The organism is Domibacillus sp., assembly GCF_031181085.1.
Classification (GTDB): domain Bacteria; phylum Bacillota; class Bacilli; order Bacillales; family Domibacillaceae; genus Domibacillus.
Map to the genome: position 1 here is coordinate 127,687 of NZ_JAPSLE010000008.1, position 21,399 is coordinate 149,085.

The window sequence follows — 21,399 nt, forward strand, 5'->3', positions numbered from 1 at the left end:
GAAATATAGCTTTTTTTCGCAAAAAGGCTTCCGTTCCCTGTAAAGCTTTGGCCATGCTGATTTTTCCTTAAGAGAGTATACTGAAGGAAAAACGAATATAGATAGGAGTTCATTCTGTTGGAAAACCGACCGAACAGCTTAAAGTTAAAGCCTTTTGTTTCTCTTCTTTTGTCGTCCGAGTTTCCACAGCGGCTGCTTGTTGCCGGACTGGCAGCAAGCGTGCTGACGACAGCTGCCGGGCTGGTCGTTCCTTTACTGACCAAAAACCTGGTCGATGGCTTTTCGCTTTCTTCCTTGAGTGTACCCCTCATATCTGCCATCGCCCTTGCCTTTATCGCCCAGGCTGTCATTAACGGCCTCTCGATTTACTGGCTCAGCGTTGTCGGTTATAAGATTGTTTCAAGCCTGCGTGACCGGATGTGGATGAAGCTGATCCGGCTGCCTGTTTCCTATTTCGATCGGCAGTCAAGCGGAGAAACCGTCAGCCGGGTCGTAAATGATACAAGTGTCGTACAGGACTTGATTTCTAACCGATTTCCTCAATTTATTTCCGGCATCATTTTGATTATCGGTGCTGTGATCATTTTGCTTTTAATGGATTGGAAAATGACGATGCTGATGCTCGTCTCTGTGCCGCTGGCGATCGCCATTATGTTTCCGCTTGGGCGGAAGATGGCGCAAATCTCGCGCGGGCTGCAGGATGAAACAGCCGCTTTTACCGGACACGTGCAGCAGACGCTCGGTGAAATCCGCTTAATGAAAGCTTCAACGGCTGAACAAAGCGAAGAAAGAAAAGGATTGGCGGGAATTGAAAGACTCTTTCAGTTTGGATTAAAGGAAGCACGGATTTTCGCCCTGATCGCGCCGCTTATGTATCTTGTCGTCATGATCGTCGTTGTGATGATTATCGGCTACGGCGGCATACATGTATCAAACGGGACTATGTCAACCGGTTCCCTTGTCGCCTTTTTGCTTTATTTGTTTCAAATTATTATGCCCATTACCTCATTCGCGATGTTTTTCACCCAGCTTCAAAAAGCAAAAGGAGCCACTGAACGGATTATCGCGATTCTGGATTTACCGCCGGAGCCTGGACAAGATGGAATAGACATGGATATTAAGAATGAACCTATCCACGTAGACAATGTATCGTTCGCTTACAGCAAAGAAGAGCCTGTTTTAAAAGGAGTGTCTTTTACAGCACAGCCAGGTGATATGATTGCCTTCGCCGGACCGAGCGGCGGCGGCAAAACGACGATGTTCGGTCTGCTTGAGCGATTTTATGAGCCCTCTTCCGGTGAAATTCGAATTGGCTCAACACCCATTGCGGACTTATCGATGGCTTCGTGGCGCAGTCAAATCGGCTATGTACCCCAGGAAAGTGCCATGATGGCTGGCACGATTCGGGAAAACTTGGTTTATGGGCTGGCAGGCGGCAAAACAATTCCGGATGAACAACTGTGGGAAGTAGCGAGAATGGCTTATGCCGACCAGTTTATTAGATGCTTTCCGAACGGTTTGGATACAAAAGTAGGCGAACGCGGTGTGAAGCTGTCCGGAGGCCAGAGACAGCGTATTGCGATTTCCCGCGCTTTTTTGCGGGACCCAAAAATTTTAATGATGGATGAAGCAACAGCCAGCCTTGACAGTCAATCAGAAGGGATTGTCCAAGAAGCGCTGGTGCAATTAATGAAAGGCCGCACCACCTTTGTGATCGCTCACAGGCTTTCTACGATTGTCGACGCCGATCAAATTATTTTCATTGAAAAAGGGCAGGTTACGGGAATGGGAACGCACGAGGAGCTGCTCAAATCTCATCAACTGTACCGGGAATTCGCCGAACAGCAGCTGGCATAACATGGTTCAAATTCAAGGTTTTCATAAAGAAAAGAACGCCTAAAGAAGCCTTTTTCTATGACTGAAAGTGCTCTCTAGTTCTTTGGAACTTTTTTTACAAATGCAGTTTGATTGATTGAGAGCCGGGTAACATACAACCGTAAGCGAAATCCAAATTTACTGAGGAGGAATTTTCGATGGCTAATAATAACAATGATAAAATGAGTCGAGAAGAAGCAGGACGTAAAGGCGGAGAAGCAACAGCAAAAAATCACGATAAAGAATTCTACCAGGAGATTGGACAAAAAGGCGGAGAAGCTACCGCTGAAAGCCATGACAAAGAATTCTACCAGGAAATCGGACAAAAAGGCGGAGAAGCTACCGCTGAAAGTCATGACAAAGAATTCTATCAGGAGATCGGACAAAAAGGCGGAGAAGCTACTGCTGAAAATCATGGTGAAGAATTCTACCAGGAAATCGGCAAAAAAGGCGGAGAAGCTACCGCTGAAAGCCATGACAAAGAGTTCTATCAGGAAATCGGACAAAAAGGCGGAGAAGCCAGAGGCCGTAATTCCGACAATGATGACAACGATGGCAAAATGAGCCGTGAAGAAGCAGGCCGCAAAGGCGGACAAAGAAGCCGCCGTTAAAACAGATGCTTGAGGCTCCCTCAATAAGGGTAAAAAAGCCCGTGGACAATATCTTCTTTGAAGATATTGCCCGCGGGCTTTTCGTGTATAAATACCTTAAGCCGCACCATCGTGATACGGTTCTAGCGACATATGCATCAAGAAATGTAAAAATTCACTGTTGTCTTCCTGTAAAAGGTGGCTTGCGTAACTCCATGCGTTTGTTTCAATCCGCAGAGCGATCCGTTTTTTCTCCAGCGGATCATCCGTGCAGTCAAGCTGGTCGGCCAGCTCTTCCAGCTCCCGGTCTTCCGCATGGCCAAGTTCATGGGCAAATACAGCGGCTAAATGCTGTTCAAACGGCTTCAATGAGCCGTAGAGTGTGCGGCACTGTTCTTGAATACCATCCCAATAAAGCGTAATTTTATGCTGAGCCAGGCTGTATTTGCCGCCGGCGATCGTATGGCGGCCTTCTGAATCATGAATTTCAACAGAAACATTGCTGCCGGATCGGTCAAGAAGGTGTTGAACGATTGCTGGAAGCCCGTCTTCTCTCTTATAAAGTTCCATTTCTCTCATTTTTTCTCTTTACCCCTGATCCTTAAATTTTTCTCTATAGGCGGAGGAAACATGTTAAAAATTGAACAATCAAGTTATTTTACTATTATACGATATTCGGGCTTCTTTCGTATATGAGAACAACTTAAAGAAATAAATCACTTGCTGCCCGTGTATTCCTCCTCATAAAAGACCTAATCATTTCCCGGGAAAACACGGTGCTTTTCATTCTTCTCTTTATCCTGCGAATGTATTGGCTCCCTTATACTGGCTCCTTTTCCCTCACAAGGATCTGCGACAACTCTGCGAGTGCTTGAATCTGATAAGTCGGCTCAATCCCTGCTTTATTCGGCTTCACGCCTGGATTAAACCAGCACGTATCAATCCCTGCCTGCTGTCCCCCTTTGATATCCGCATTCAATGAATCTCCAATGATCAGTGCTTCTTCTGCATTGAAATGAGGAATACGTGCAGACACATAATCAAAAAATTCCTTCATCGGCTTTTGAAAACCTGTATCTTCAGAAACAAAAACACCTTTAAAAAGCGCATGAAGCTTTGAATCCAGCAGGCGTTTATATTGTGTTTTTGACACTCCATTTGTCACAATGTACAAGTCATAGTGCGGCTGCAAACCCGTCACCAGTTCCAGTGCGCCCTCTATAAGCGGGTGGCATTCCTCCAGATAGCTCCGGTATTTTGCTTCCAGCACAGTTCCATCCACTAAGTACCCGTATTCTTGAAACAGAAGAGAAAAACGGCTGTTTACAACTTTTTCACGCGTGATGCGGCCTTCTTCAAACTCACTCCACAGCCGTTGATTGATTTGTTTGTATCTTTCTTTTATTTCATCCGTGAGCTGCATGTTTTGCTCAACAAAAAGCAGAGCCAGTGCCGCCTGCTCTGCTGCGCGAAAATCTAAAAGCGTATCATCAATATCAAATAACAATGTTCGGTAGTGTTTCATTCAAATCGCCCCGCTTTCTTTTCTGCACTGCGTTCTCCGCCCAGCTTAAATACCACAATTCCTCCAACAATGACCAGTACCCCAACAAACTGCTGAAGCGTAAATGGCACTCGGTCAAGGCCAAGCCAGCCAAATGAGTCCCATAAAAGCGCAAAGCCCAGCTGCGCAGTAAGCACAACCGCCACTGCATATGTCGGTCCCAAAAGCTTAATCCCCTGTACAAGGCACGTTACCACTCCCACACCGATTAAGCCGCTGAACCAAAACCATGGCTCCATTGGCTTAGGCTCTAGAAGCTTTCCGCCTTCAAACAGAAGACCCATCAAAAAAGACGCCGCAAAGCCCATCCCGAGAACAAGCGTAGTCGTTGCCCATCGGCCTGCCCATTCATTTACCTTACTGTTAAAGACATTTTGCACGCTGACCAGTGTACCGGCTACAAGTGCAAACAATAAACCCATTGCCATCCTTTCTTCTCCCTTCCTATCTGCCTGGCGGCTCGTAAATACTTTGTCCTGCCAGTGCCTGAAGCCCCTGCCGGTCCTTGACTATAATACATCCTTTTTTTCTCTCCACAAGCCCTTGAGCGCAAAATGACTGAATCACCCGGTTCATATGGCGATAACTTGTGCCAATTAAGTTAGCCGCATCTCTTAAACTGGCTGTACTCAGTTTTCCTTCAAAAAGTGCATGAGATTCATCGAAGGAAACCGATAATAAATAACTTGCCAGCCGTACATCTACCGGATACATAAAATGAAAGTTTAACGATGTGGACTTTATGTAAAACTTTTCTGTAATAATATGAAGCAAAAATTGTAAAAGCGGCGGGTGATCGGCCGCCCATCGCTTCAGCAGATGATGATGCACACCAATCATCACTGCCGGCGAAACAGCTTCCACCGTGTTAATGATGTCTATTTCCTGTACATACTCGATATCGCCAATAACGGCAAGCGGCTTTTGAAACGAAAGAATGAGCGTTTTTCCTTCAGCAGAAGTGGTATAAACCTTCAGCTTCCCTTTGACCAGCACATAGACATTCTCAAGTGCTTCACCTTGAGAACACACCCATTCTCCTGGATCAAAATGGTATAAAGATAAATACGGCTGCAGCTCATCCGGAAAAACAGATTCAATGTGATGCATACGTAAATAATCTTTCAGCTGCTTATGGTCGGTCTGCTCTTTCACCTTTTTCCCCCCATTCTGTTAAAGCTTTAAAATCACCACACCAGCGACCATCATCATAATGCCGATCACCTGCGGCAGTCTGATTTTCTGTTTTACGACGCCAAACCATCCATTCAAATCAATGATAAAGGTAAACAGAAGCTGCGCGATAAGCAGTACCGCAATCGTTAACGTTACACCTACATGCTGAATGGCCGTCACATTGCCGAAAATAATGATGGCAGCCAGAGCGCCGCCTGCCAAATAAAGCGGCTTTACCTGCTTAAACTGGCCCCAGGTTCCATCCCGGACAATCAGAAAAACGAGCAGCGCTGCCAGAAAACCGGTCAGCTGCGTTAATGAAGCGGCCTGCCATGTGCCGATAGCTTCACTAATTCGTGTATTGGCTACACCCTGCAATGTAATAAATGCTCCGCCTAAAAAAGCGAAAAAAATCCCTTTCATCCTGCTTCTCCTTATTCTTTGTTTTTTCTTATTAAAAAGCAAAAAGATAGACGCTGAAAAGGACATATGTCCTCAATCATTAAAAAAGAAAAGAACTCATTTTGAAAAGCGCTTCAAAATGAATTCTTCTTAAATCTTTTTCACAAATTCCGACTTCAGCTTCATCGCGCCAAACCCGTCAATTTTGCAGTCGATGCCATGATCTCCATCCACCAATCGAGCGCTTTTTACTTTGGTTCCAATTTTAATGACGGATGAAGTGACTTTTACTTTTAAATCTTTAATCACTGAAACAGAATCTCCGTCTTGCAGGATGTTTCCATTCGCACCTTTCACTACTTTACGATCCTCGCTGCTCTCGGCCGCTGCGCCAGGCGTCCATTCATGTGCGCATTCTGGGCAATTTGGCAGTTCTGTCATTTGTATTTCCTCCAACTTCACTGTTTCTTCCCGGTATACAATGAATCTAGGAAAATCGTAAGCTCGTGGCTTACAGTCTTTCTCCGGAAGCAATCTACCCTAAAAAGTGGTTTTCCTTGAAGACAGCTTTTCTCGTACCTTAGAAGAAAGGCTTTATTTTTCTTCTCTATGCTGTCTCGTTAAGAATGGCTTCCAATTTTCACAACCACCTGTTTTTTTGGTCGTATTGGCCACCCAATCACTCCTTTTCAACTTATACGTGTGTTGCTGTATGGGAAAACTGTTCACTAATTTCTTTTGATCTTTTTGCGGCGCCTTTGACCGCCTCGTATATGGCTTCCCCTCCGCCAAACGATTCGAGCGCTGCCAGTCCCGCATATGTTGTGCCATTCGGCGATGTAATGTTCTCTCGCAGCTCGGCTGGCGTGTTTTCCTGCCGCATAATCATTTTGGCCGCGCCAAGCAGCGTCTGCGCACCGATCTCCCGGACCATTTGAATGTCCATTCCGCTTTCCCGGCCCGCTCTTTCCATTTGTTCAAGCAAAAAATAAAAGTATGCCGGACCACTTCCCGCAATGCCCGTAAATAGATCCATCTTTTCTTCTTCAATGGGGTACACTTTTCCGATACTGCTCAAAAGGGCGGTTGCAATGTTTATGTTTTCTTCCTTCACCCAGCGACCTGCGCAAATCGCTGTTGCAGATTCACCTGCAATAGCTGAAGTGTTTGGCATGGCTCGGATTACCTGCTGGCCTTCTGGAAAAAATGCCTCGATAAAATCGGTTGTGAGGCCGGCCATCACCGAAACGATCACCTGATGCGGACGGATGGAGCCTTTTAATGACTGCAGTGCTGTATCCGCATTTTTCGGCTTCATAGCTAAAATAAAGAAATCGATTTGATCAAACGGCAAATCACTGCTTTGCATCGCCCGGATTCCGTATTTTACTTGAAGCGCCGCCCGTTTTTCATGATTGCTGTGGTTCGTGACGATCACATGCTCCGGAGCCCATTGTCCATTTTGAACAATCCCCGCGATCATGGCCTCCGCCATTGAACCTGCACCTAAAAACGCGACTGTGGTTTGTTTGCCCATCTGTCTCTCCTTCGTGTTCGTATTTTCTGTTCGTATTTTCATAACGGTTTTCATACTAACATGCTCAGGTTATATGTCAAGGGAGAACCATAGAATAAAAAAGAAGTCCGAACATATACTCGCCATTATTTCCCTTTCCAATAACAGCGCTTAATGATGCAAAGGAATAGGCGTTCAGGAAAAAAAGAAAAAGCGATTTTTTCAGATCATTTTTTATTAAAAAAAGATAACCGCTTGACCTTTACGCAGCGTCAGCGTGTAGGATAAGAGCTATCAGGAGGGCTGCTTATGGAATATACCATCAACAAAATGGCACAAATGTCCGGCGTGACAACGCGCACACTCCGCTACTATGACCAAATTGGGCTTTTAAAGCCAGCGCGCATCAATTCATCCGGTTACCGCCTTTACGGCCAAAAAGAAATAGACCTGCTGCAGCACATTCTTTTTTACCGGGAACTTGGCGTCAGCCTGGATGATATTGCAGATATTTTACAAAAGCCGGACTTTAATGAGCTTGCTGCGCTGAAAAGCCATTACGAAAAACTGGCCGCCAAGCATGCCCGTCTTGAAAAAATAATGGCGACAGTGAAAAAAACGATCGCCAGCAAAGAAGGAGAGATCCTCATGCGGGATGAAGAAAAGTTTGAAGGACTGAAAGAAAAGATGGTAGAGGAAAACGAACAAAAATACGGCAGTGAAATTCGCATCCGATACGGGAATGAAAAGGTTGACGCCAGCAACGCCAAGCTGATGAATATGTCAAAAGAGGATTTTGATGCGATGAACCAGCTTGGGGAGAACATTTTCATCCTGCTGGAGAAAGCGTCCGCTACAGGTGATCCTGCCTCACATGAAGCGCAGGAGCTGGCTGCTAGGCATAAGGAATGGCTCGTTTATTCTTGGCCGAGCTATTCCAAAGAAGCACATGCGGGACTCGCTGAAATGTATATTGCAGATGAACGGTTTACGGCTTATTATGATGCCCGTGTAAAAGGCGGCGCCCAATTTTTACGGGACGCAATTATGGTTTACACAGGGGTGAAGTAAGAAAGAAGCCACACAGTTGTGTGGCTTCTTTCACTCGTTTTCCAGCTTTTCAATATATTCATCCAGCTTTTGCCGGTCCTCATCTGAAATAACCGGGAATTGCGGATCAATCCCCTCCAGCAGCTCAATCATCACTTCGGTAATAATGTAGCGTGAATACCATTCATCATCTGCAGGAAGCACATACCACGGGGCATGCTCGGTTGATGTATGGCGCAGCATATCGGTAAAAATCTCCTGGTAATTATCCCAATACTCTCGCTCCCTTACGTCATTGAAGGAGAATTCCCAATTTTTCTTCGGGTCTTTCATTCTTTCCAGCAGCCGCTTTCGCTGTTCTTCTTTCGATACGTGGAAGAAAAACTTTACTACATAAAAGCCGTTTTCTACCATATAGCGTTCAAAATCGTTAATTTGCCGGAACCGCACCGGCCAAATATCTTCTTCTTTCTCTAAATGGTCCGGAATGGTTTCCTCTCCCAATAAATCATGAACGCGTGTCGCGATGACTTCCTCGTAATGAGACCGGTTTAAAATGCCGATCTGCCCTCTCGCCGGAAGCGCTTCGTGAATTCTCCAAAGATAATCATGGCTCATTTCCGTAGCAGAAGGCTTCCCCAGTGTTGTCGTTTTCAACCCTTGCGCATTTAAATTCGAGAAAATATAACTGACGGCTTCATCTTTTCCGGCTGCGTCCATCGCCTGCAGTACAACCAAAATGCCTTTTTTCTCCTCTGCATAAAGCTTCCAGTGCAGCTCCTTCAGCCGGCTCACACGTTCAGGAATCTCATTATCCAGCAGCTCTCGTTCCTCGACACCGCCTTTTTCCGATGTCGCATAATTTCGCAGATCCAGTTCTTGATTGGCTTTCACTAAATATTTTCTCGTGTCCATGCCACCCTCCTATTTTTCATGATCCCACAAATCAGGTTTCTTTTTTCTTACCCGCCTGATACAAGGAGCAAACGAGCAGAAAAGATGGACAACACACCGAAAAAGCAGGTCCCGTTCCAGAACGGGCCTGCCTGCGTTTTATATTTCACAGATGTTGATTTAACTTTGGCGGGACCATATCACCATTGGAATAAGCAATAAGGACAACATGGCACCTGCAAGAGACAGCGCAGCATAGCTTGAGTGGGCAACGACAATGCCGGACAACACTCCTCCAGACGCACCAGCCAGGGCAACAAGCACGTCAACGGACCCCTGCGTTTTTGCCCGGTTAGACGGATGCGTGGCATCGACGATGATAGCAGTGCTGCTGATCAAGCCAAAGTTCCAGCCAAGTCCGAGCAAAACGAGCGCAATGACTGAAAGCACCATAGAATCAGCCGGTGCAAAAGCAGATACCAGCCCGGCCGCAAGCAAAACCGCACCGGCCGCAACCGCCATCACTTTCCGCCCTACTTTATCTACGAGAACACCCGTTATGAGGGAAGGAAGATACATGGCTCCGACATGAAAACCAATTACTAGTCCAACTTCTCCAAGCCCGTGACCATGATGGCCCATATGAACAGGCGTCATCGTCATAATGGCCACCATCACTAGCTGGGTGAGCACCATGACAGATGCGCCAGCCACAATTCCCCGCTTGTTTACGATCGGTTCGACAGCCAAATGTACGACATTCTCTTCTTTTGGTTTAGCCACAATGGCTTTTGCCACTATAAGCGGATCCGGCCGGAGAAAAACAAACAGCACCAGTCCGGCTAAACTAAAAGCAGCCACCGCCAAAATAAACGGACCGGCGAGAGCAGGGATGCCGATCGAGTGAGCAAATCCCCCCATTATCTCTACTAAGTTCGGACCGGCCACGGCGCCAAATGTGGTCGACACCATCGCCAGGCTGACCGCCATAGCCCGCTGGGTCGAAGCAGCCATGTCCGTTCCTGCATAGCGCGCCTGCAGGTTTGTTGCTGTACCGGCTCCGTAAATGAATAGGGAAACAAACAGCAGGACGATGCTGTTTGCGACGGCTGCTGCGACCACACCGGCCGCTCCGACAGCACCGGCCCAAAAACCGGCTGCCAGACCCGTACGCCGGCCAAACCGCTGTGAAAGCCGTCCCACCAAAAGAGCAGATACGGCGGAGCCTAATGTGAACAGAGCTGTTGGAAAACCGGTCATACTATCCGTCCCAAGCATATCCTGTGCCAACAAGGCTCCTACTGTAATGCCGGCCGCCAGACCCGCTCCCCCAAAGATTTGTGAAAGAATCACAATAAAAAGTGTTTTCTTATATAACTGCTTTTGCTTTTCGGGAGAATCGAGGTATGGCTGCAGCCAGGCAGGATGGCGGGCTGCCTCTTTGGCTCGTTCATCTTGAAGGATCATTCTCTCTTCCTCCTTTCCATTCTTTTCAGATTACGTTTATTTAATTGTTTTTGATTTGTTCCTTCTATCGTAGACAATCCGTCCTGCTACAACTGTCTGCACTGCTTTGGCAGCCAGCATCTCTTCCGATGTTCCGGCAAATAAATCCCGGTCAAAAATTGAAAAATCCGCCACATAATTCGGTTTAATGAGTCCACGCTCATGATCTTTACAAATCGCCTGGGCACTGCCGAGCGTGTACATTTGAATGGCCTGGAAACGGGACAGCTTTTGCTCAGGCAGATACCCTTCATGCGCCTCCCCGGGCTTTTTGCGTTCAACCGCCGCATAAATGGAAGCCAGCGGATGGATACTCTCCACCGGCGCATCCGTTCCCGCTGCACACATAATTCCACGGTCTAACAACGTTTTCCACGGATATGCATAACGGAGCCGCTGTTCGCCAAGGCGGTCCATCACCCACGGAAAATCGGATGGAACAAAAGCAGGCTGCACATCCACCACAACGGGCAATGCCGCCATTCTCTCCATTAAGTCTTTGCGCAATACGCAGCCGTGGATAAGACGATCCCGTTTGCCTGCTGGCGGCGGATATTTTTCAATAAAATGAAGAACCTGTTCCGCCGCCGCATCTCCAATGATATGCACCGCAATCGCTTCATTGTATTGACGCGCGAGCTGAATTAGTGCTTCCAGCTGTTCATCCGTATGAATAAGCAGCCCCTGGTTATCAGGCTGGTCCGTATACGGCGCAGACAGAGCAGCGGTTGATCCGCCCAGTGCACCGTCCGCAAAAATTTTCATTGCTCCCGGCTCAATAAACGGTTCATCAAACACGGCATTCGCCTTTATCATCTTTTCAAAGACAGCGTGATGGCGAAGCAGGTTTACTCTGAAATGATGCTTCTCCCCAATCACACGCTGAAAGGCCGTCAGCGGATTGGTAAAGTCCCCGAAATAATGCATATCCTCTGTATGGCCGCCTGTTAGTCCATACGACAGCATTTGATCCACCGTCCGGTTTAGCACATCTGTTAAATAATCAACGTATGCCTCTCCTTTTCTTGGAATCGCCGCCGTAACTGGATCGATGGCTTTGTCATAAAGAAGCCCCGTTAACCTTCCGTCCACACTCCGCCCAATATCACCACCGGCTGGAGATTCACTTTTTTCATCAATGCTTCCGGCCAAAAGAGCGGCCCTGTTGCCGAGCGCTACATGATGGCATACTCTCGTTAACAGGATGGGTTCTGTCCGGATCGCATCGAGCTCTTTCATCGTCGGGATGCGCGGATGGGAAAACGTATTTTCATCCCACCCTTCCCCAAACAGCCACTTGTCCACAGGCGTCGTTCGGGCGGCTTCTTTGACCATTTCCAGCATTTCTTCCGCTGAAGAAGCTGCCGACAAATCAAGCCGGACAAACGTTTCTCCTTGAAAAATCATATGCAGATGGCTGTCCACAAAGCCCGGGTACATAACCGCTCCCTGCAAATCAACCTCTTCCTCTGCTTCTTTTCTTAACTCATCCGCCGTGCCTGTGGCGACAATCCACCCGTTTTCCACTAACACCGCTTCTACCGTCTCATTTTCTCGTTCCATCGTATAGATCGTTCCGCCGTGCCAAAGTTGTTTCATAAAAAGATCCTTTCTGCCGTTTCTATTCTATTTCATCCCGATATTTATAAACAACACGTGAGGCTGTATATTAACAGCTATCAAAAAGAAACCATTTTGAATAAAGAATAAACACAATGGTTTCTAAAATCGATTTCTGCTTATGTACATATTTTCATAACTCGTTCGGTAAAGCTGAACCTTCTCTCTGGCAGCCTAGTCTTAATGTTAACCAGTTTGTTTATAGTATAACAAAAAAACCGCCCATTTTCGGGCGGTTTTCCAATTTATTCTACTGTTACAGATTTTGCAAGGTTACGCGGCTTATCCACGTCACAGTCGCGGTGAAGAGCGGCATAGTACGCGATCAGCTGGAATGGTACAACAGCTGCAAGCGGTGCAAGCATTTCGTGAACGGCTGGGAGAACGAAACGGTCGCCTTCCTGCTCAAGGCCTTTCAAGGAAATGATGCATGTGTTAGCGCCGCGCGCGGCCACTTCTTTCACGTTGCTGCGGATGCTCAAGTTTACACCCGACTGCGTCGCAAGAGCGATGACCGGCGTACCTTCTTCGATCAAGGCGATTGTGCCGTGCTTTAACTCGCCGCCAGCAAATCCTTCTGCTTGGATATAAGAGATTTCTTTTAGCTTCAAGGCCCCTTCTAAGCCAACATAATAGTCAACAGAGCGGCCGATAAAGAAGCAGTTGCGTGTTGTTGCAAGATATTCTTTGGCGATTTGCTCGAATTCTTCTTTTGCATCACAAAGCACTTCCATCGCATTTGCCACAATTCCAAGCTCGTGCACAAGATCAAAGCCGATGTCGATGCCCGCTTTTTTCGCTGCTGCGTCTGCCAAAATAGAAAGCACCGCGATTTGCGCTGTATATGCTTTTGTAGACGCTACGGCAATTTCTGGACCTGCATGTAAGAGCAGCGTATAATCCGCTTCACGTGAAAGCGTAGAGCCTGGTACGTTTGTAATCGTCAGCGCTTTGAAGCCAAGTTCTTTTACTTTTACAAGTACAGCACGGCTGTCCGCTGTTTCTCCGCTTTGGGAAATAAAGATAAAGAGCGGCTTTTTTGAAAGAAGCGGCATGTTGTAAACGAATTCGCTCGCTACGTGCACTTCTACCGGAATATTCGCCATTTGCTCCAAGTATTGCTTACCCACAAGGCCCGCATGGTAGCTTGTGCCGCATGCAACGATGTACAGGCGATCTGCTTCATTTACTGCATTCACGATTTCCTCGTCTACATGAAGCTCTCCCTGCTCATTTTGATACGATTGTGTAATTTTACGGATAACGAACGGCTGCTCATCCGTTTCTTTTAACATGTAATGCGGATACGTGCCTTTTTCAATATCACCAGCGTCGATCTCCGCTGTGTATGGCGCACGCTCTACCACTTCACCTTGTTCGTTTTTAATCGTCACGGCGTTCTTTGTCACGATCACCATTTCTTTGTCCATCAATTCTACAAATTGGTCTGTTACTTGAAGCATCGCCATTGCATCAGATGCAACAACGTTAAAGTCTTTACCAAGACCAACTAAAAGCGGGCTTTTGTTTTTCGCCACGTAAATTGTATTTTCATCTTGTTTGTCTAGAAGGGCAAGCGCGTAAGAGCCTTTTAACAGACCAAGCGTTTTGCGGAAGGCTTCTTCTGTTGACAAGCCACCTTTCGCAAACAAGCCGATCATTTGTACAATCACTTCTGTATCTGTATCGCTTTGAAGCTCAACATTTGAAAGATATTCTCTTTTTAATTGTTCGTCGTTTTCGATAACACCGTTGTGCACAAGTGTGTAACGGCTGTCTTCATTTTGATGTGGATGCGCATTGTAACGGCTTGGAATACCGTGAGTAGCCCAGCGTGTGTGGCCGATTCCTACGTGTGATTGTACCTCTTCGTTCACAACCGCACGCAAATCAGCGATACGTCCTTTTTCTTTGAAGATGTGCACACCCTCTTCGTTGCGCACAGCAATACCAGCTGAATCATAACCGCGGTATTCGAGCTTTTCAAGCCCCTTCAATAAAATTTCCTTTGTATCTTCACTGCCAATATATCCAACTATTCCGCACATAAATAGATTTCCTCCTGATTGAAGGCCTCGACAAACAAGCGCCGGCCAAGGCACCTGCCCGTCGCGCTTCGTTAAATTTTATATTTATGATTGGCACATGTCCGCTCCCTTTGTGCGAGAAGTTGCCCTCTCGTTTTAAGGATGAACGTAACAGCTGTGTACCAGCAGCCGGGAGGTATCCGCCGAAACATCGATAAACCTCCTCCTCGTCAACTGAACGTATGGTCGTCCCGCTCAGTTCAGGCGCTTTAAGGTAAAACAGTCGTTCTATAGCTCCTTTCTTTTTAAGAATAAAAACACGATAATCATACCGTGTTTTCATCCCTGCGTCAATCAAAAACTGACTTTCTTCTGCCTGCAGACAGCAGGACAAAAATAGCAGCAGCCACGCACAGAAAACCGGTAGTCATAAAGACTGCACCTAGGCCCATTTGATCTGCTATCATACCGGCTGCAAGCGGTCCAAGAAAAATGCCAAGCGCATAAAAAGACTGAAAAAAGCCCATGGCTGACATTTTAAATGCCGGCGGGCTGGCCAGCACCACTTCGCTGAGTAAAAGAGGAAAAATAAAGCCAAGTGCCAGACCAATAAATAGGTGCACACTACTAAGAGATGCAAGTGTATGCGTAAATGGAACCGCAAATAAAAAAACCGCAGTAAGAATGAAGCAGATCGTAAGTACGGGTTTGTTCCAGCCCGGATCAAGACGATAAAAGACGAGACTGAGCGAAGCAGCCGCATGCGGAATGAAAAAAGCACATGTCAGCCAAATAAAAGACTGCTCCCCCACGCCAAGTGCAGCCGCGTAAATAGGACTGAAGCCAAAGATCGTAATAAACAAAGCTGCATGTGCGATCATGGACAGAAACGTCAGCCCTTTCAGATGCGGCAACCGGATCGTTTCTTTTATATGAAGCGCTGCATTTCTGTGGGCAGCAGGTTTCTCTGATGGCTGTATCTCCTTAATTCTCCACGCGAAAAAAGCACCTAAAATAGAAGCAGCAGCCCCCGTCCAAAACGGGAAAGTCCAGCCGAACTGATGAACAAGCCAGCCGCTGACGGCCATGCTGAAAAACTGTGTGGCTACTGTGACAAACTGCATGATGCCCATCGCCTTAGAAGCACGGCCGGCGCTGAAATAATGGGAGTAAAGCACCGTCGCCATCACCCACATCGATGCGGTGACGCCTCCTAAAAGACGTGCCGTCAGCACCATCGCGAATGAATCAAAGAAAATAAGCATAAGGGTGCTGAGAAGCGCTGCGATAAAGCCGCCCACAAATAAATGCTTGCGGATTTTCTGCAGAAAGTCCGACAAGATGCCGAGCGGGAAACGCAGTAAAACCTGCGTAATACCGTAAGCGCCTAAAATGATGCCAATAGCTGAAAAGCGAAAGCCGATTTCCTGAAGGTACACACCAAAAACGGGTGCATAAATGTACGTAGCCAGCCAAAAACAAAATACAGCTGCTAAAAAGTACGCATGATCGCCGCGCCCGACAATGGGCTGTTTCTTTTCTATGTATTCTTCCACTCTATAAGCTGCCCCCTTTTTATGTGAACGCTTTCTGACTATTATTGTGCAGATGATTCTTCATTTCAACCATTATGATTTGAAAGGTCGGGGCAAGCAAAAAAAGAAGCCCGGCCTGCCAGTATTCCACCAGCGTCCGGACTTCCTTTTTCTTATACGCGAAGACCCATTTCTTCGTCAACGATTTTTGCAATGCGATCTGTGTATGAACGGCATTGCTCTTCTGTCGCCGCTTCCACCATCACGCGTACGAGAGGCTCTGTACCGGATGGACGAACGAGAACTCGGCCATTACCGGCCATTTCTGCTTCCACACGTTCGATTTCTGCTTTGACTTTTTCATTTTCTGTCACATGATGCTTATCTGTTACACGCACATTGACAAGCGTCTGCGGGAATTTTCTCATCTCTGCCGCAAGTTCAGACAGCGATTTTTTTGTTGCTTTCATAATGTTGACAAGCTGCAGGCCGCTGAGCAGGCCGTCACCTGTCGTATTGTAATCAAGGAAAATAATATGGCCGGACTGTTCACCGCCAAGATTATAATTATACTTTTTCATTGCTTCTACTACGTATCGATCACCGACAGCCGTTTGTTCGCTTTGAATGCCGTGCTCGGCGATGCCTTTGTAAAAGCCCAGGTTACTCATAACGGTTGAAACAATCGTATTGTTGTTTAAGCGTCCCTGCTCTTTCATATAGCGTGCACAAATAAACATAATTTGGTCGCCATCCACGATGCTGCCGTTTTCGTCTACTGCAATCAAGCGGTCACCGTCACCATCAAAGGCAAGGCCGATATCCGCCTCTTTTTCTTTAACGAGCTGTGCAAGCTTTTCTGGATGGGTTGATCCAACACCGTCGTTGATATTTAAGCCATTTGGCGCAGCGCCCATTGTTGAAATATCCGCTTCAAGATCGGCAAACAAGTGAGCAGCAAGTGAAGAGGTCGCGCCGTGTGCACAATCAAGTGCCACGTGAATGCCATCAAAATCTTCTTCAACAGACTGCTTCAAGTACTGGATGTACTTTTGGCCGCCTTCGAAGTAATCACTCACTGAGCCAAGATCTGCTCCTGCCGGACGCGGCAGTGTATCCTCTGCCTGATCTAAAAGTGCTTCGATTTCTGCTTCCTGCTCATCAGAAAGCTTAAAACCGTCAGAACCAAAAAATTTAATTCCGTTGTCCTGAACAGGATTGTGCGAGGCTGAGATCATGACACCTGCCTGCGCATCCATGGCTTTTGTTAAATACGCAACTCCTGGTGTGGAGATGACGCCAAGGCGCATAACTTCCGCTCCAATAGAAAGAAGTCCTGCTACAAGTGCTCCTTCAAGCATTGGACCTGAAATGCGGGTATCCCGTCCAATCAATACTTTTGGACGTTCCGCATCTTTCGTTAACACATATCCGCCAAACCGGCCCAGCTTAAACGCAAGTTCCGGTGTCAGTTCTGTATTTGCCACGCCTCTGACGCCATCTGTACCAAAATACTTACCCATCTATTGTTTCTCTCCTTTTATCAAAACGGCTTTATGAAGATTTTTCCGTCGATTTTTCCACTGTGACTTTCACTTTTACTTCCTGCGGTGATGAGAAATTAAACTGTTCTCCCAAGTTCACCGGCACGGTAAGCGTTGTATCCTTTGTTATCCCGCTTACATCAACCGGAAGAGAAAATTCCTTTAACTCCTGCAGCGCTGATTCTTTTCCGTAAATCGTGATTTCATCTACATCCGGCTGGAGTGAAGAAATCTTCACGTTATCGGCCGGCGTGCCTTTTGCTACCGGATTGAGCGGCACCTTTTTGCTTGGATTTTTTACCGCGATCGACACTTGGACCGTTTCAGGCTCAACTTTTACATCAAGCTTGTTTAAATTCCCATCGAGTACCTGTACCGCTGCGGTTGCGGTCGTTTCCTCATCGATTTCGTCTTCACCGGTCAGGGCTGTGCGGACAAATGCAATTTTCTCAATATCCGACTCAGACCCTGTTACTTTTACTTCTCTTGGGGCAACCGTTACGTTGTCGACCTGATAGCCTTCTGCAAGCGCAGAATCATTAAATTCGGGTGTGACGGTTTTCGTAGTGGTTACTTTCTCTTCTATGTTTACATCAACCGTAGCGGGCTGAATCGACACATCCAGCTTGTCAGAGAAGTTTTTGTGCGTAATAGCTACCCGGTGCTTTCCAATCTCATAATCCGTTAAGTCGAGGTTCACCTCGAAATCACGCAGGCGCTTTGTTGATTCAATGATACTCTTCGGACCGGAGATCTCCACCCTCACCTGTTCCGGTACACCAGACACATATAAATTTTCTGTATCATAATATGTCTTCAATGGTACGTTCGTCAATACCTCGGTTGTATCAAGTGCACCGTTTCCTGCCTGCTTAACTGATTCAAAATCACCAAAATTCACTGTCATGTAAAGCAAAAAAGCCAGTAAGAAAGCCACAATGCGTACAAACCATTTGCTTTCCACGAAATTATCCATTGTTTCTGCGCCCCTTCCACATCCAGCGGTTGGAAGACTCATTTTTGCTGATGCCAGTCAACAGCTGATGCTCTAAAATGTCCCGAAATTCCTCTTCCGTTAAATCACGGTACAAATCACCGTTTCGGGTTACAGAAATAGCGCCTGTTTCCTCCGATACGATAATCGTCAAGCTGTCTGTGACCTCACTAATACCAAGCGCTGCCCGGTGCCGTGTGCCCAGCTCTTTTGAAATAAACGGGTTTTCCGATAAGGGCAGGTAGCAGGCGGCAGCGGCAATCTGGTCTTTTTGAATAATAACAGCTCCATCATGCAGCGGCGTATTGGGAATGAATATATTAATCAGCAGCTCTGATGTAATAACGGATTGCATCGGAATGCCCGTTTCAATATAGTCGTTCAGGCCTGTTTCTTTTTCAATGGAAATAAGTGCACCAATCCGGCGCTTCCCCATGTAACGGATCGACTTAACGAGCGCGTCAATAATTTTACGCTGTTCCTCGTCTTCCTGTATGGCACTGCGGGAAAAAATGCGCCCGCGTCCCAGCTGCTCCAATGCACGCCTTACTTCCGGCTGGAAAATGATGATCACAGCCAGGAAGCCCCAGGTAAGCGCCTGCTGCATAATCCAGCTTAATGTATCAAGGCCGGCAAAACCTGCTATGGCGCGTATAATGACAATAACAAAAATTCCTTTTAACAACTGGACAGCTTTTGTCCCTCTAATGACCATAAGCAGCTTATATATCACATACCAAACAAGCAGTATATCAATCGTATTCGATAAATAATCAATAAACGTATAATCTTGGAAATAAGTCGTAAACGGCATACTAGATCCTCCAGGTTGGAATTACGGAGCCGTGAAGAAATCACTCTCTTACTTAACCTGTCCATTATAACATACAAGCGAAAAAGAAGCAGACGATTACCGTCAGCTTCTTATTGAAACACCATTTTTATTTCATACCAAATTCGACCAAACAATGCATCTATCTCCTCAATATCTCCTGTAACGTTACCAGCAGATGCCATAAAGCGATCTCCATTAATCACAGTGACATTTCCATCGACAGAGCCCTCGATTCGAATGTCGCCGTTTTTCACGACAATATCTTCTTCAACAACAGTTCCGGCCGGTACAATGACGGTCTCGTTTTCTACTTTTAGCGCACTATTTTTCGTAAAAGCAAACTGATTGTCTTCCTGACTGAAAAAAGAAGCAAAGCCCCCGCTCATTAACAGCAGAAACAACGCTGCTGCCGTTAAAAACGGATGGTTTTTAAACCATCGCTCTATCCCGACCTTTTTCCCTTCTCGCGGAAGCAGCGCCATTACACGGCCCGTAAAGCCTGCCGGCGCTTCTATATGGGAAGCACTTTGAACAAGCGCAATGGTTTTCTTTAATTCAGCAAAATGCTGTCTGCACTCCTTACACATTTCTATATGATCTTTTAACTCTTTTTTTGCTTCTTCTTGAATATCCCCATCCAGATACTCATGCATATAATGAACAATCCGTTTCGGACAAGATATCATCGTTCATCGCACCCTTTCTCACAAATGCCGCAAATGCTTTCGCAGGGCTTCACGTCCCCTGTGTACACGTGTTTTTACCGTTCCAAGGGGCAGTTCTAATATATCCGCTATTTCCTGCAGCGGCAGTTCTTCAATATATTTCAACACAACAACGGAACGATACTTCTCTGGAAGCAATAAAATCGCCTTATGAATCGATGCCTGCAATTCAAGGCTCTCGACTTCATCTTCCGGAAGCTGATCGCCTGAGGCCAAATGTGAGTACATATTTAATCCTTCTGTTCCAGCAATTTCTGCATCTAAATGATAATCCGGTTTCTTTTTACGGATTTTATCAATACATAAATTGGTGGCAATTCGATACAGCCATGTTGAAAACTTTTTGTTTTGATTATACGTATGAATGTTCAAAAAAGCTTTCAAAAAAGTTTCTTGTGCCGCATCCTCTGCCTCATGGCGGTCCCAGAGCATCCGAAAACAGATTTGGTATACTTTGTCCTTATAAAGCTCGACAATTTCTCCAAATGCATTTTGGTCTCCTTTTACAACTTGCTTAATTCGTCTTTGTACAATTAAATCCATTTTCTCTCCCTCCGCCCTCGCGGTATGTGTTTATACGGATGCACGTACATAAAGGTTTCAAAGAAATAAAAATTATTTTTTCAGGTTTACACTTCCATTAAGTGGGTAATTCTTTTGTATGTATAGTTTATTTATGGATAGGGGGTATCATCTGTTGCAGTCCATTCAACTCGAAACAACGATTGAGCAGTACCGTTCTGAAATGATCTCCCAGGCCATGCTGACATCTTTTAATGATCAAAAAGTCATTGAAATCAGCCAAAAGCTGGATCAACTTTTAAATGAATGGTCCATCCGTAAATAAAAAAGCAACCTCTTTTTTTTAGACGTTGCTCCCTTTTATTTCTAATTATAGCAGTTTTTTTGTCGAAAAACGAAAAAATAGACGAAAAAAGGCATTTCATGTATATGCATGAAATGCCTCTTTGTCATAAAATGAGCCATGAAGGACTCGAACCTTCGACCCTCTGATTAAAAGTCAGATGCTCTACCGACTGAGCTAATGGCTCAAAATGGCTGGGCTAGAAGGATTCGAACCTTCGCGTGACGGAGTCAAAGTCCGTTGCCTTACCGCTTGGCTATAGCCCATTGATGTTATCTGTTATGTAGTATACCCCAAAAAAGAATAAAAAGAACATGTTTGTATATGTTCCTTTAGGAAAATGGTGGAGGGGGGCAGATTCGAACTGCCGAACCCGAAGGAGCGGATTTACAGTCCGCCGCGTTTAGCCACTTCGCTACCCCTCCATATTATTTAATTAAGAAGTGGTGCCGGCAAGAGGACTTGAACCCCCAACCTACTGATTACAAGTCAGTTGCTCTACCAATTGAGCTACACCGGCATAAATGGTGGAGGATGACGGGATCGAACCGCCGACCCTCTGCTTGTAAGGCAGATGCTCTCCCAGCTGAGCTAATCCTCCAAAATGGTGACCCCTACGGGATTCGAACCCGTGTTACCGCCGTGAAAGGGCGGTGTCTTAACCGCTTGACCAAGGGGCCT

The 21,399-nt window shown here is 46.2% G+C and carries 21 protein-coding genes and 6 tRNA genes; 4 read left to right on the plus strand and 23 right to left on the minus strand.

The genetic code is table 11. The features are described 5' to 3' along the window. The first annotated feature begins 117 nt into the window (after positions 1–117). Together RIN81_RS12980 and gsiB are read left to right on the plus strand one after the other, a co-directional pair. Complete coding sequence (locus tag RIN81_RS12980) at positions 118–1,857, plus strand: ABC transporter ATP-binding protein (protein ID WP_309090813.1); 1,740 nt, start codon at positions 118–120, stop codon at positions 1,855–1,857. Positions 1,858–2,033: 176 nt separating this feature from the next. Next, positions 2,034–2,486: a glucose starvation-inducible protein GsiB gene (gene gsiB / locus RIN81_RS12985; RefSeq protein ID WP_309090815.1), complete on the plus strand. Its 453-nt coding sequence runs from the start codon at positions 2,034–2,036 to the stop codon at positions 2,484–2,486. Positions 2,487–2,582: 96 nt separating this feature from the next. Here the strand turns inward: gsiB and RIN81_RS12990 are convergent, their stop codons facing one another. The 7 genes from RIN81_RS12990 to proC all read right to left on the minus strand — a co-directional run bounded on the left by RIN81_RS12990 (position 2,583) and on the right by proC (position 7,144). After that, positions 2,583–3,044, minus strand: a complete 462-nt coding sequence (locus RIN81_RS12990) for an aldo-keto reductase family protein (RefSeq protein ID WP_309090817.1) — start codon at positions 3,042–3,044, stop codon at positions 2,583–2,585. Between the two features lie 241 nt (positions 3,045–3,285). Continuing rightward, positions 3,286–3,990 carry a YjjG family noncanonical pyrimidine nucleotidase gene (locus RIN81_RS12995; protein ID WP_309090819.1) on the minus strand — a complete coding sequence of 235 codons (705 nt, stop codon included), beginning with the start codon at positions 3,988–3,990 and terminating at the stop codon, positions 3,286–3,288. Beyond that, complete coding sequence (locus tag RIN81_RS13000) at positions 3,987–4,457, minus strand: DMT family transporter (RefSeq protein ID WP_309090821.1); 471 nt, start codon at positions 4,455–4,457, stop codon at positions 3,987–3,989. Before RIN81_RS13000 ends, RIN81_RS12995 begins: the two co-directional genes overlap by 4 nt. 16 nt (positions 4,458–4,473) lie before the next feature. Beyond that, positions 4,474–5,184 (minus strand): Crp/Fnr family transcriptional regulator, encoded by a 711-nt coding sequence (locus RIN81_RS13005; protein WP_309090823.1) that lies wholly within the window; start codon positions 5,182–5,184, stop codon positions 4,474–4,476. A gap of 18 nt (positions 5,185–5,202) precedes the next feature. Next, positions 5,203–5,628, minus strand: a complete 426-nt coding sequence (locus RIN81_RS13010; protein ID WP_309090825.1) for a DMT family transporter — start codon at positions 5,626–5,628, stop codon at positions 5,203–5,205. A 129-nt stretch (positions 5,629–5,757) separates the two neighbouring features. After that, complete coding sequence (locus RIN81_RS13015) at positions 5,758–6,048, minus strand: zinc ribbon domain-containing protein YjdM (protein WP_309090827.1); 291 nt, start codon at positions 6,046–6,048, stop codon at positions 5,758–5,760. 253 nt (positions 6,049–6,301) lie between these two features. After that, positions 6,302–7,144, minus strand: coding sequence for a pyrroline-5-carboxylate reductase (gene proC, locus RIN81_RS13020; RefSeq protein WP_309090829.1), 843 nt, complete (start codon positions 7,142–7,144; stop codon positions 6,302–6,304). A gap of 288 nt (positions 7,145–7,432) precedes the next feature. Here proC and RIN81_RS13025 point away from each other — a divergent pair, with 288 nt between their 5' ends. After that, positions 7,433–8,194 (plus strand): MerR family transcriptional regulator, encoded by a 762-nt coding sequence (locus RIN81_RS13025; RefSeq protein ID WP_309090831.1) that lies wholly within the window; start codon positions 7,433–7,435, stop codon positions 8,192–8,194. Positions 8,195–8,224: 30 nt separating this feature from the next. On the opposite strand, the gene RIN81_RS13030 is transcribed toward RIN81_RS13025, so the two are convergent. From RIN81_RS13030 to sigW, 10 genes are all read right to left on the minus strand, one after another. After that, a complete protein-coding gene (locus RIN81_RS13030) occupies positions 8,225–9,088 on the minus strand; it encodes a PPK2 family polyphosphate kinase (protein WP_309090833.1) in 864 nt (287 codons plus the stop codon). A gap of 159 nt (positions 9,089–9,247) precedes the next feature. Further along, a complete protein-coding gene (locus RIN81_RS13035; protein ID WP_309090835.1) occupies positions 9,248–10,534 on the minus strand; it encodes an MFS transporter in 1,287 nt (428 codons plus the stop codon). Between the two features lie 36 nt (positions 10,535–10,570). Further along, entirely contained in the window at positions 10,571–12,172 is a 1,602-nt protein-coding gene (locus tag RIN81_RS13040; protein WP_309090837.1) for an amidohydrolase, read from the minus strand. 266 nt (positions 12,173–12,438) lie between these two features. Beyond that, the gene (glmS, locus tag RIN81_RS13045) at positions 12,439–14,241 is read right to left on the minus strand and encodes a glutamine--fructose-6-phosphate transaminase (isomerizing) (protein ID WP_309090839.1); all 1,803 of its coding nucleotides are present in this window, start codon (positions 14,239–14,241) and stop codon (positions 12,439–12,441) included. A gap of 329 nt (positions 14,242–14,570) precedes the next feature. Continuing rightward, complete coding sequence (locus RIN81_RS13050) at positions 14,571–15,776, minus strand: MFS transporter (RefSeq protein ID WP_309090841.1); 1,206 nt, start codon at positions 15,774–15,776, stop codon at positions 14,571–14,573. 152 nt (positions 15,777–15,928) lie between these two features. Next, a complete protein-coding gene (gene glmM / locus RIN81_RS13055; RefSeq protein WP_309090843.1) occupies positions 15,929–17,278 on the minus strand; it encodes a phosphoglucosamine mutase in 1,350 nt (449 codons plus the stop codon). A gap of 31 nt (positions 17,279–17,309) precedes the next feature. After that, positions 17,310–18,275: a CdaR family protein gene (locus tag RIN81_RS13060; protein WP_309090845.1), complete on the minus strand. Its 966-nt coding sequence runs from the start codon at positions 18,273–18,275 to the stop codon at positions 17,310–17,312. Further along, a complete protein-coding gene (gene cdaA, locus RIN81_RS13065) occupies positions 18,268–19,107 on the minus strand; it encodes a diadenylate cyclase CdaA (RefSeq protein WP_309090847.1) in 840 nt (279 codons plus the stop codon). The genes RIN81_RS13060 and cdaA overlap by 8 nt, the downstream gene beginning before the upstream one ends. A 110-nt stretch (positions 19,108–19,217) precedes the next feature. Further along, positions 19,218–19,811, minus strand: coding sequence for a zf-HC2 domain-containing protein (locus tag RIN81_RS13070; RefSeq protein ID WP_309090859.1), 594 nt, complete (start codon positions 19,809–19,811; stop codon positions 19,218–19,220). A 21-nt stretch (positions 19,812–19,832) separates the two neighbouring features. Further along, positions 19,833–20,396, minus strand: coding sequence for an RNA polymerase sigma factor SigW (gene sigW / locus RIN81_RS13075; protein ID WP_242235058.1), 564 nt, complete (start codon positions 20,394–20,396; stop codon positions 19,833–19,835). A 154-nt stretch (positions 20,397–20,550) separates the two neighbouring features. Between sigW and RIN81_RS13080 the strand changes: the two genes are divergently transcribed. Continuing rightward, positions 20,551–20,700: an aspartyl-phosphate phosphatase Spo0E family protein gene (locus RIN81_RS13080; protein ID WP_242235055.1), complete on the plus strand. Its 150-nt coding sequence runs from the start codon at positions 20,551–20,553 to the stop codon at positions 20,698–20,700. 132 nt (positions 20,701–20,832) lie between these two features. Here the strand turns inward: RIN81_RS13080 and RIN81_RS13085 are convergent. The 6 genes from RIN81_RS13085 to RIN81_RS13110 form a co-directional block, all read right to left on the minus strand. Next, a tRNA-Lys gene (locus RIN81_RS13085) sits at positions 20,833–20,905 on the minus strand. 4 nt (positions 20,906–20,909) lie between these two features. Next, a tRNA-Gln gene (locus RIN81_RS13090) sits at positions 20,910–20,984 on the minus strand. A 75-nt stretch (positions 20,985–21,059) separates the two neighbouring features. Beyond that, positions 21,060–21,143 (minus strand) — tRNA-Tyr (locus RIN81_RS13095). 19 nt (positions 21,144–21,162) lie between these two features. Next, a tRNA-Thr gene (locus RIN81_RS13100) sits at positions 21,163–21,238 on the minus strand. Positions 21,239–21,243: 5 nt separating this feature from the next. Next, positions 21,244–21,319, minus strand: a tRNA-Val gene (locus RIN81_RS13105). A 4-nt stretch (positions 21,320–21,323) separates the two neighbouring features. Beyond that, positions 21,324–21,398: transfer RNA gene (locus RIN81_RS13110), tRNA-Glu, on the minus strand. Position 21,399: the final 1 nt, after the last annotated feature.

Bases quoted from the DNA above. Each gene is read 5' to 3' on its own strand.
- glmM (WP_309090843.1), bottom strand. From the start codon at position 17,278: ATGGGTAAGTATTTTGGTACAGATGGCGTCAGAGGCGTGGCAAATACA.
- RIN81_RS13040 (WP_309090837.1), bottom strand. From the start codon at position 12,172: ATGAAACAACTTTGGCACGGCGGAACGATCTATACGATGGAACGAGAA.
- RIN81_RS13015 (WP_309090827.1), bottom strand. From the start codon at position 6,048: ATGACAGAACTGCCAAATTGCCCAGAATGCGCACATGAATGGACGCCT.
- RIN81_RS12995 (WP_309090819.1), bottom strand. From the start codon at position 3,990: ATGAAACACTACCGAACATTGTTATTTGATATTGATGATACGCTTTTA.
- RIN81_RS13010 (WP_309090825.1), bottom strand. From the start codon at position 5,628: ATGAAAGGGATTTTTTTCGCTTTTTTAGGCGGAGCATTTATTACATTG.
- RIN81_RS12990 (WP_309090817.1), bottom strand. From the start codon at position 3,044: ATGAGAGAAATGGAACTTTATAAGAGAGAAGACGGGCTTCCAGCAATC.
- cdaA (WP_309090847.1), bottom strand. From the start codon at position 19,107: ATGCCGTTTACGACTTATTTCCAAGATTATACGTTTATTGATTATTTA.
- RIN81_RS13025 (WP_309090831.1), top strand. From the start codon at position 7,433: ATGGAATATACCATCAACAAAATGGCACAAATGTCCGGCGTGACAACG.
- RIN81_RS13035 (WP_309090835.1), bottom strand. From the start codon at position 10,534: ATGATCCTTCAAGATGAACGAGCCAAAGAGGCAGCCCGCCATCCTGCC.
- gsiB (WP_309090815.1), top strand. From the start codon at position 2,034: ATGGCTAATAATAACAATGATAAAATGAGTCGAGAAGAAGCAGGACGT.
- RIN81_RS13000 (WP_309090821.1), bottom strand. From the start codon at position 4,457: ATGGCAATGGGTTTATTGTTTGCACTTGTAGCCGGTACACTGGTCAGC.
- proC (WP_309090829.1), bottom strand. From the start codon at position 7,144: ATGGGCAAACAAACCACAGTCGCGTTTTTAGGTGCAGGTTCAATGGCG.
- sigW (WP_242235058.1), bottom strand. From the start codon at position 20,396: ATGGATTTAATTGTACAAAGACGAATTAAGCAAGTTGTAAAAGGAGAC.
- RIN81_RS13030 (WP_309090833.1), bottom strand. From the start codon at position 9,088: ATGGACACGAGAAAATATTTAGTGAAAGCCAATCAAGAACTGGATCTG.
- glmS (WP_309090839.1), bottom strand. From the start codon at position 14,241: ATGTGCGGAATAGTTGGATATATTGGCAGTGAAGATACAAAGGAAATT.
- RIN81_RS13060 (WP_309090845.1), bottom strand. From the start codon at position 18,275: ATGGATAATTTCGTGGAAAGCAAATGGTTTGTACGCATTGTGGCTTTC.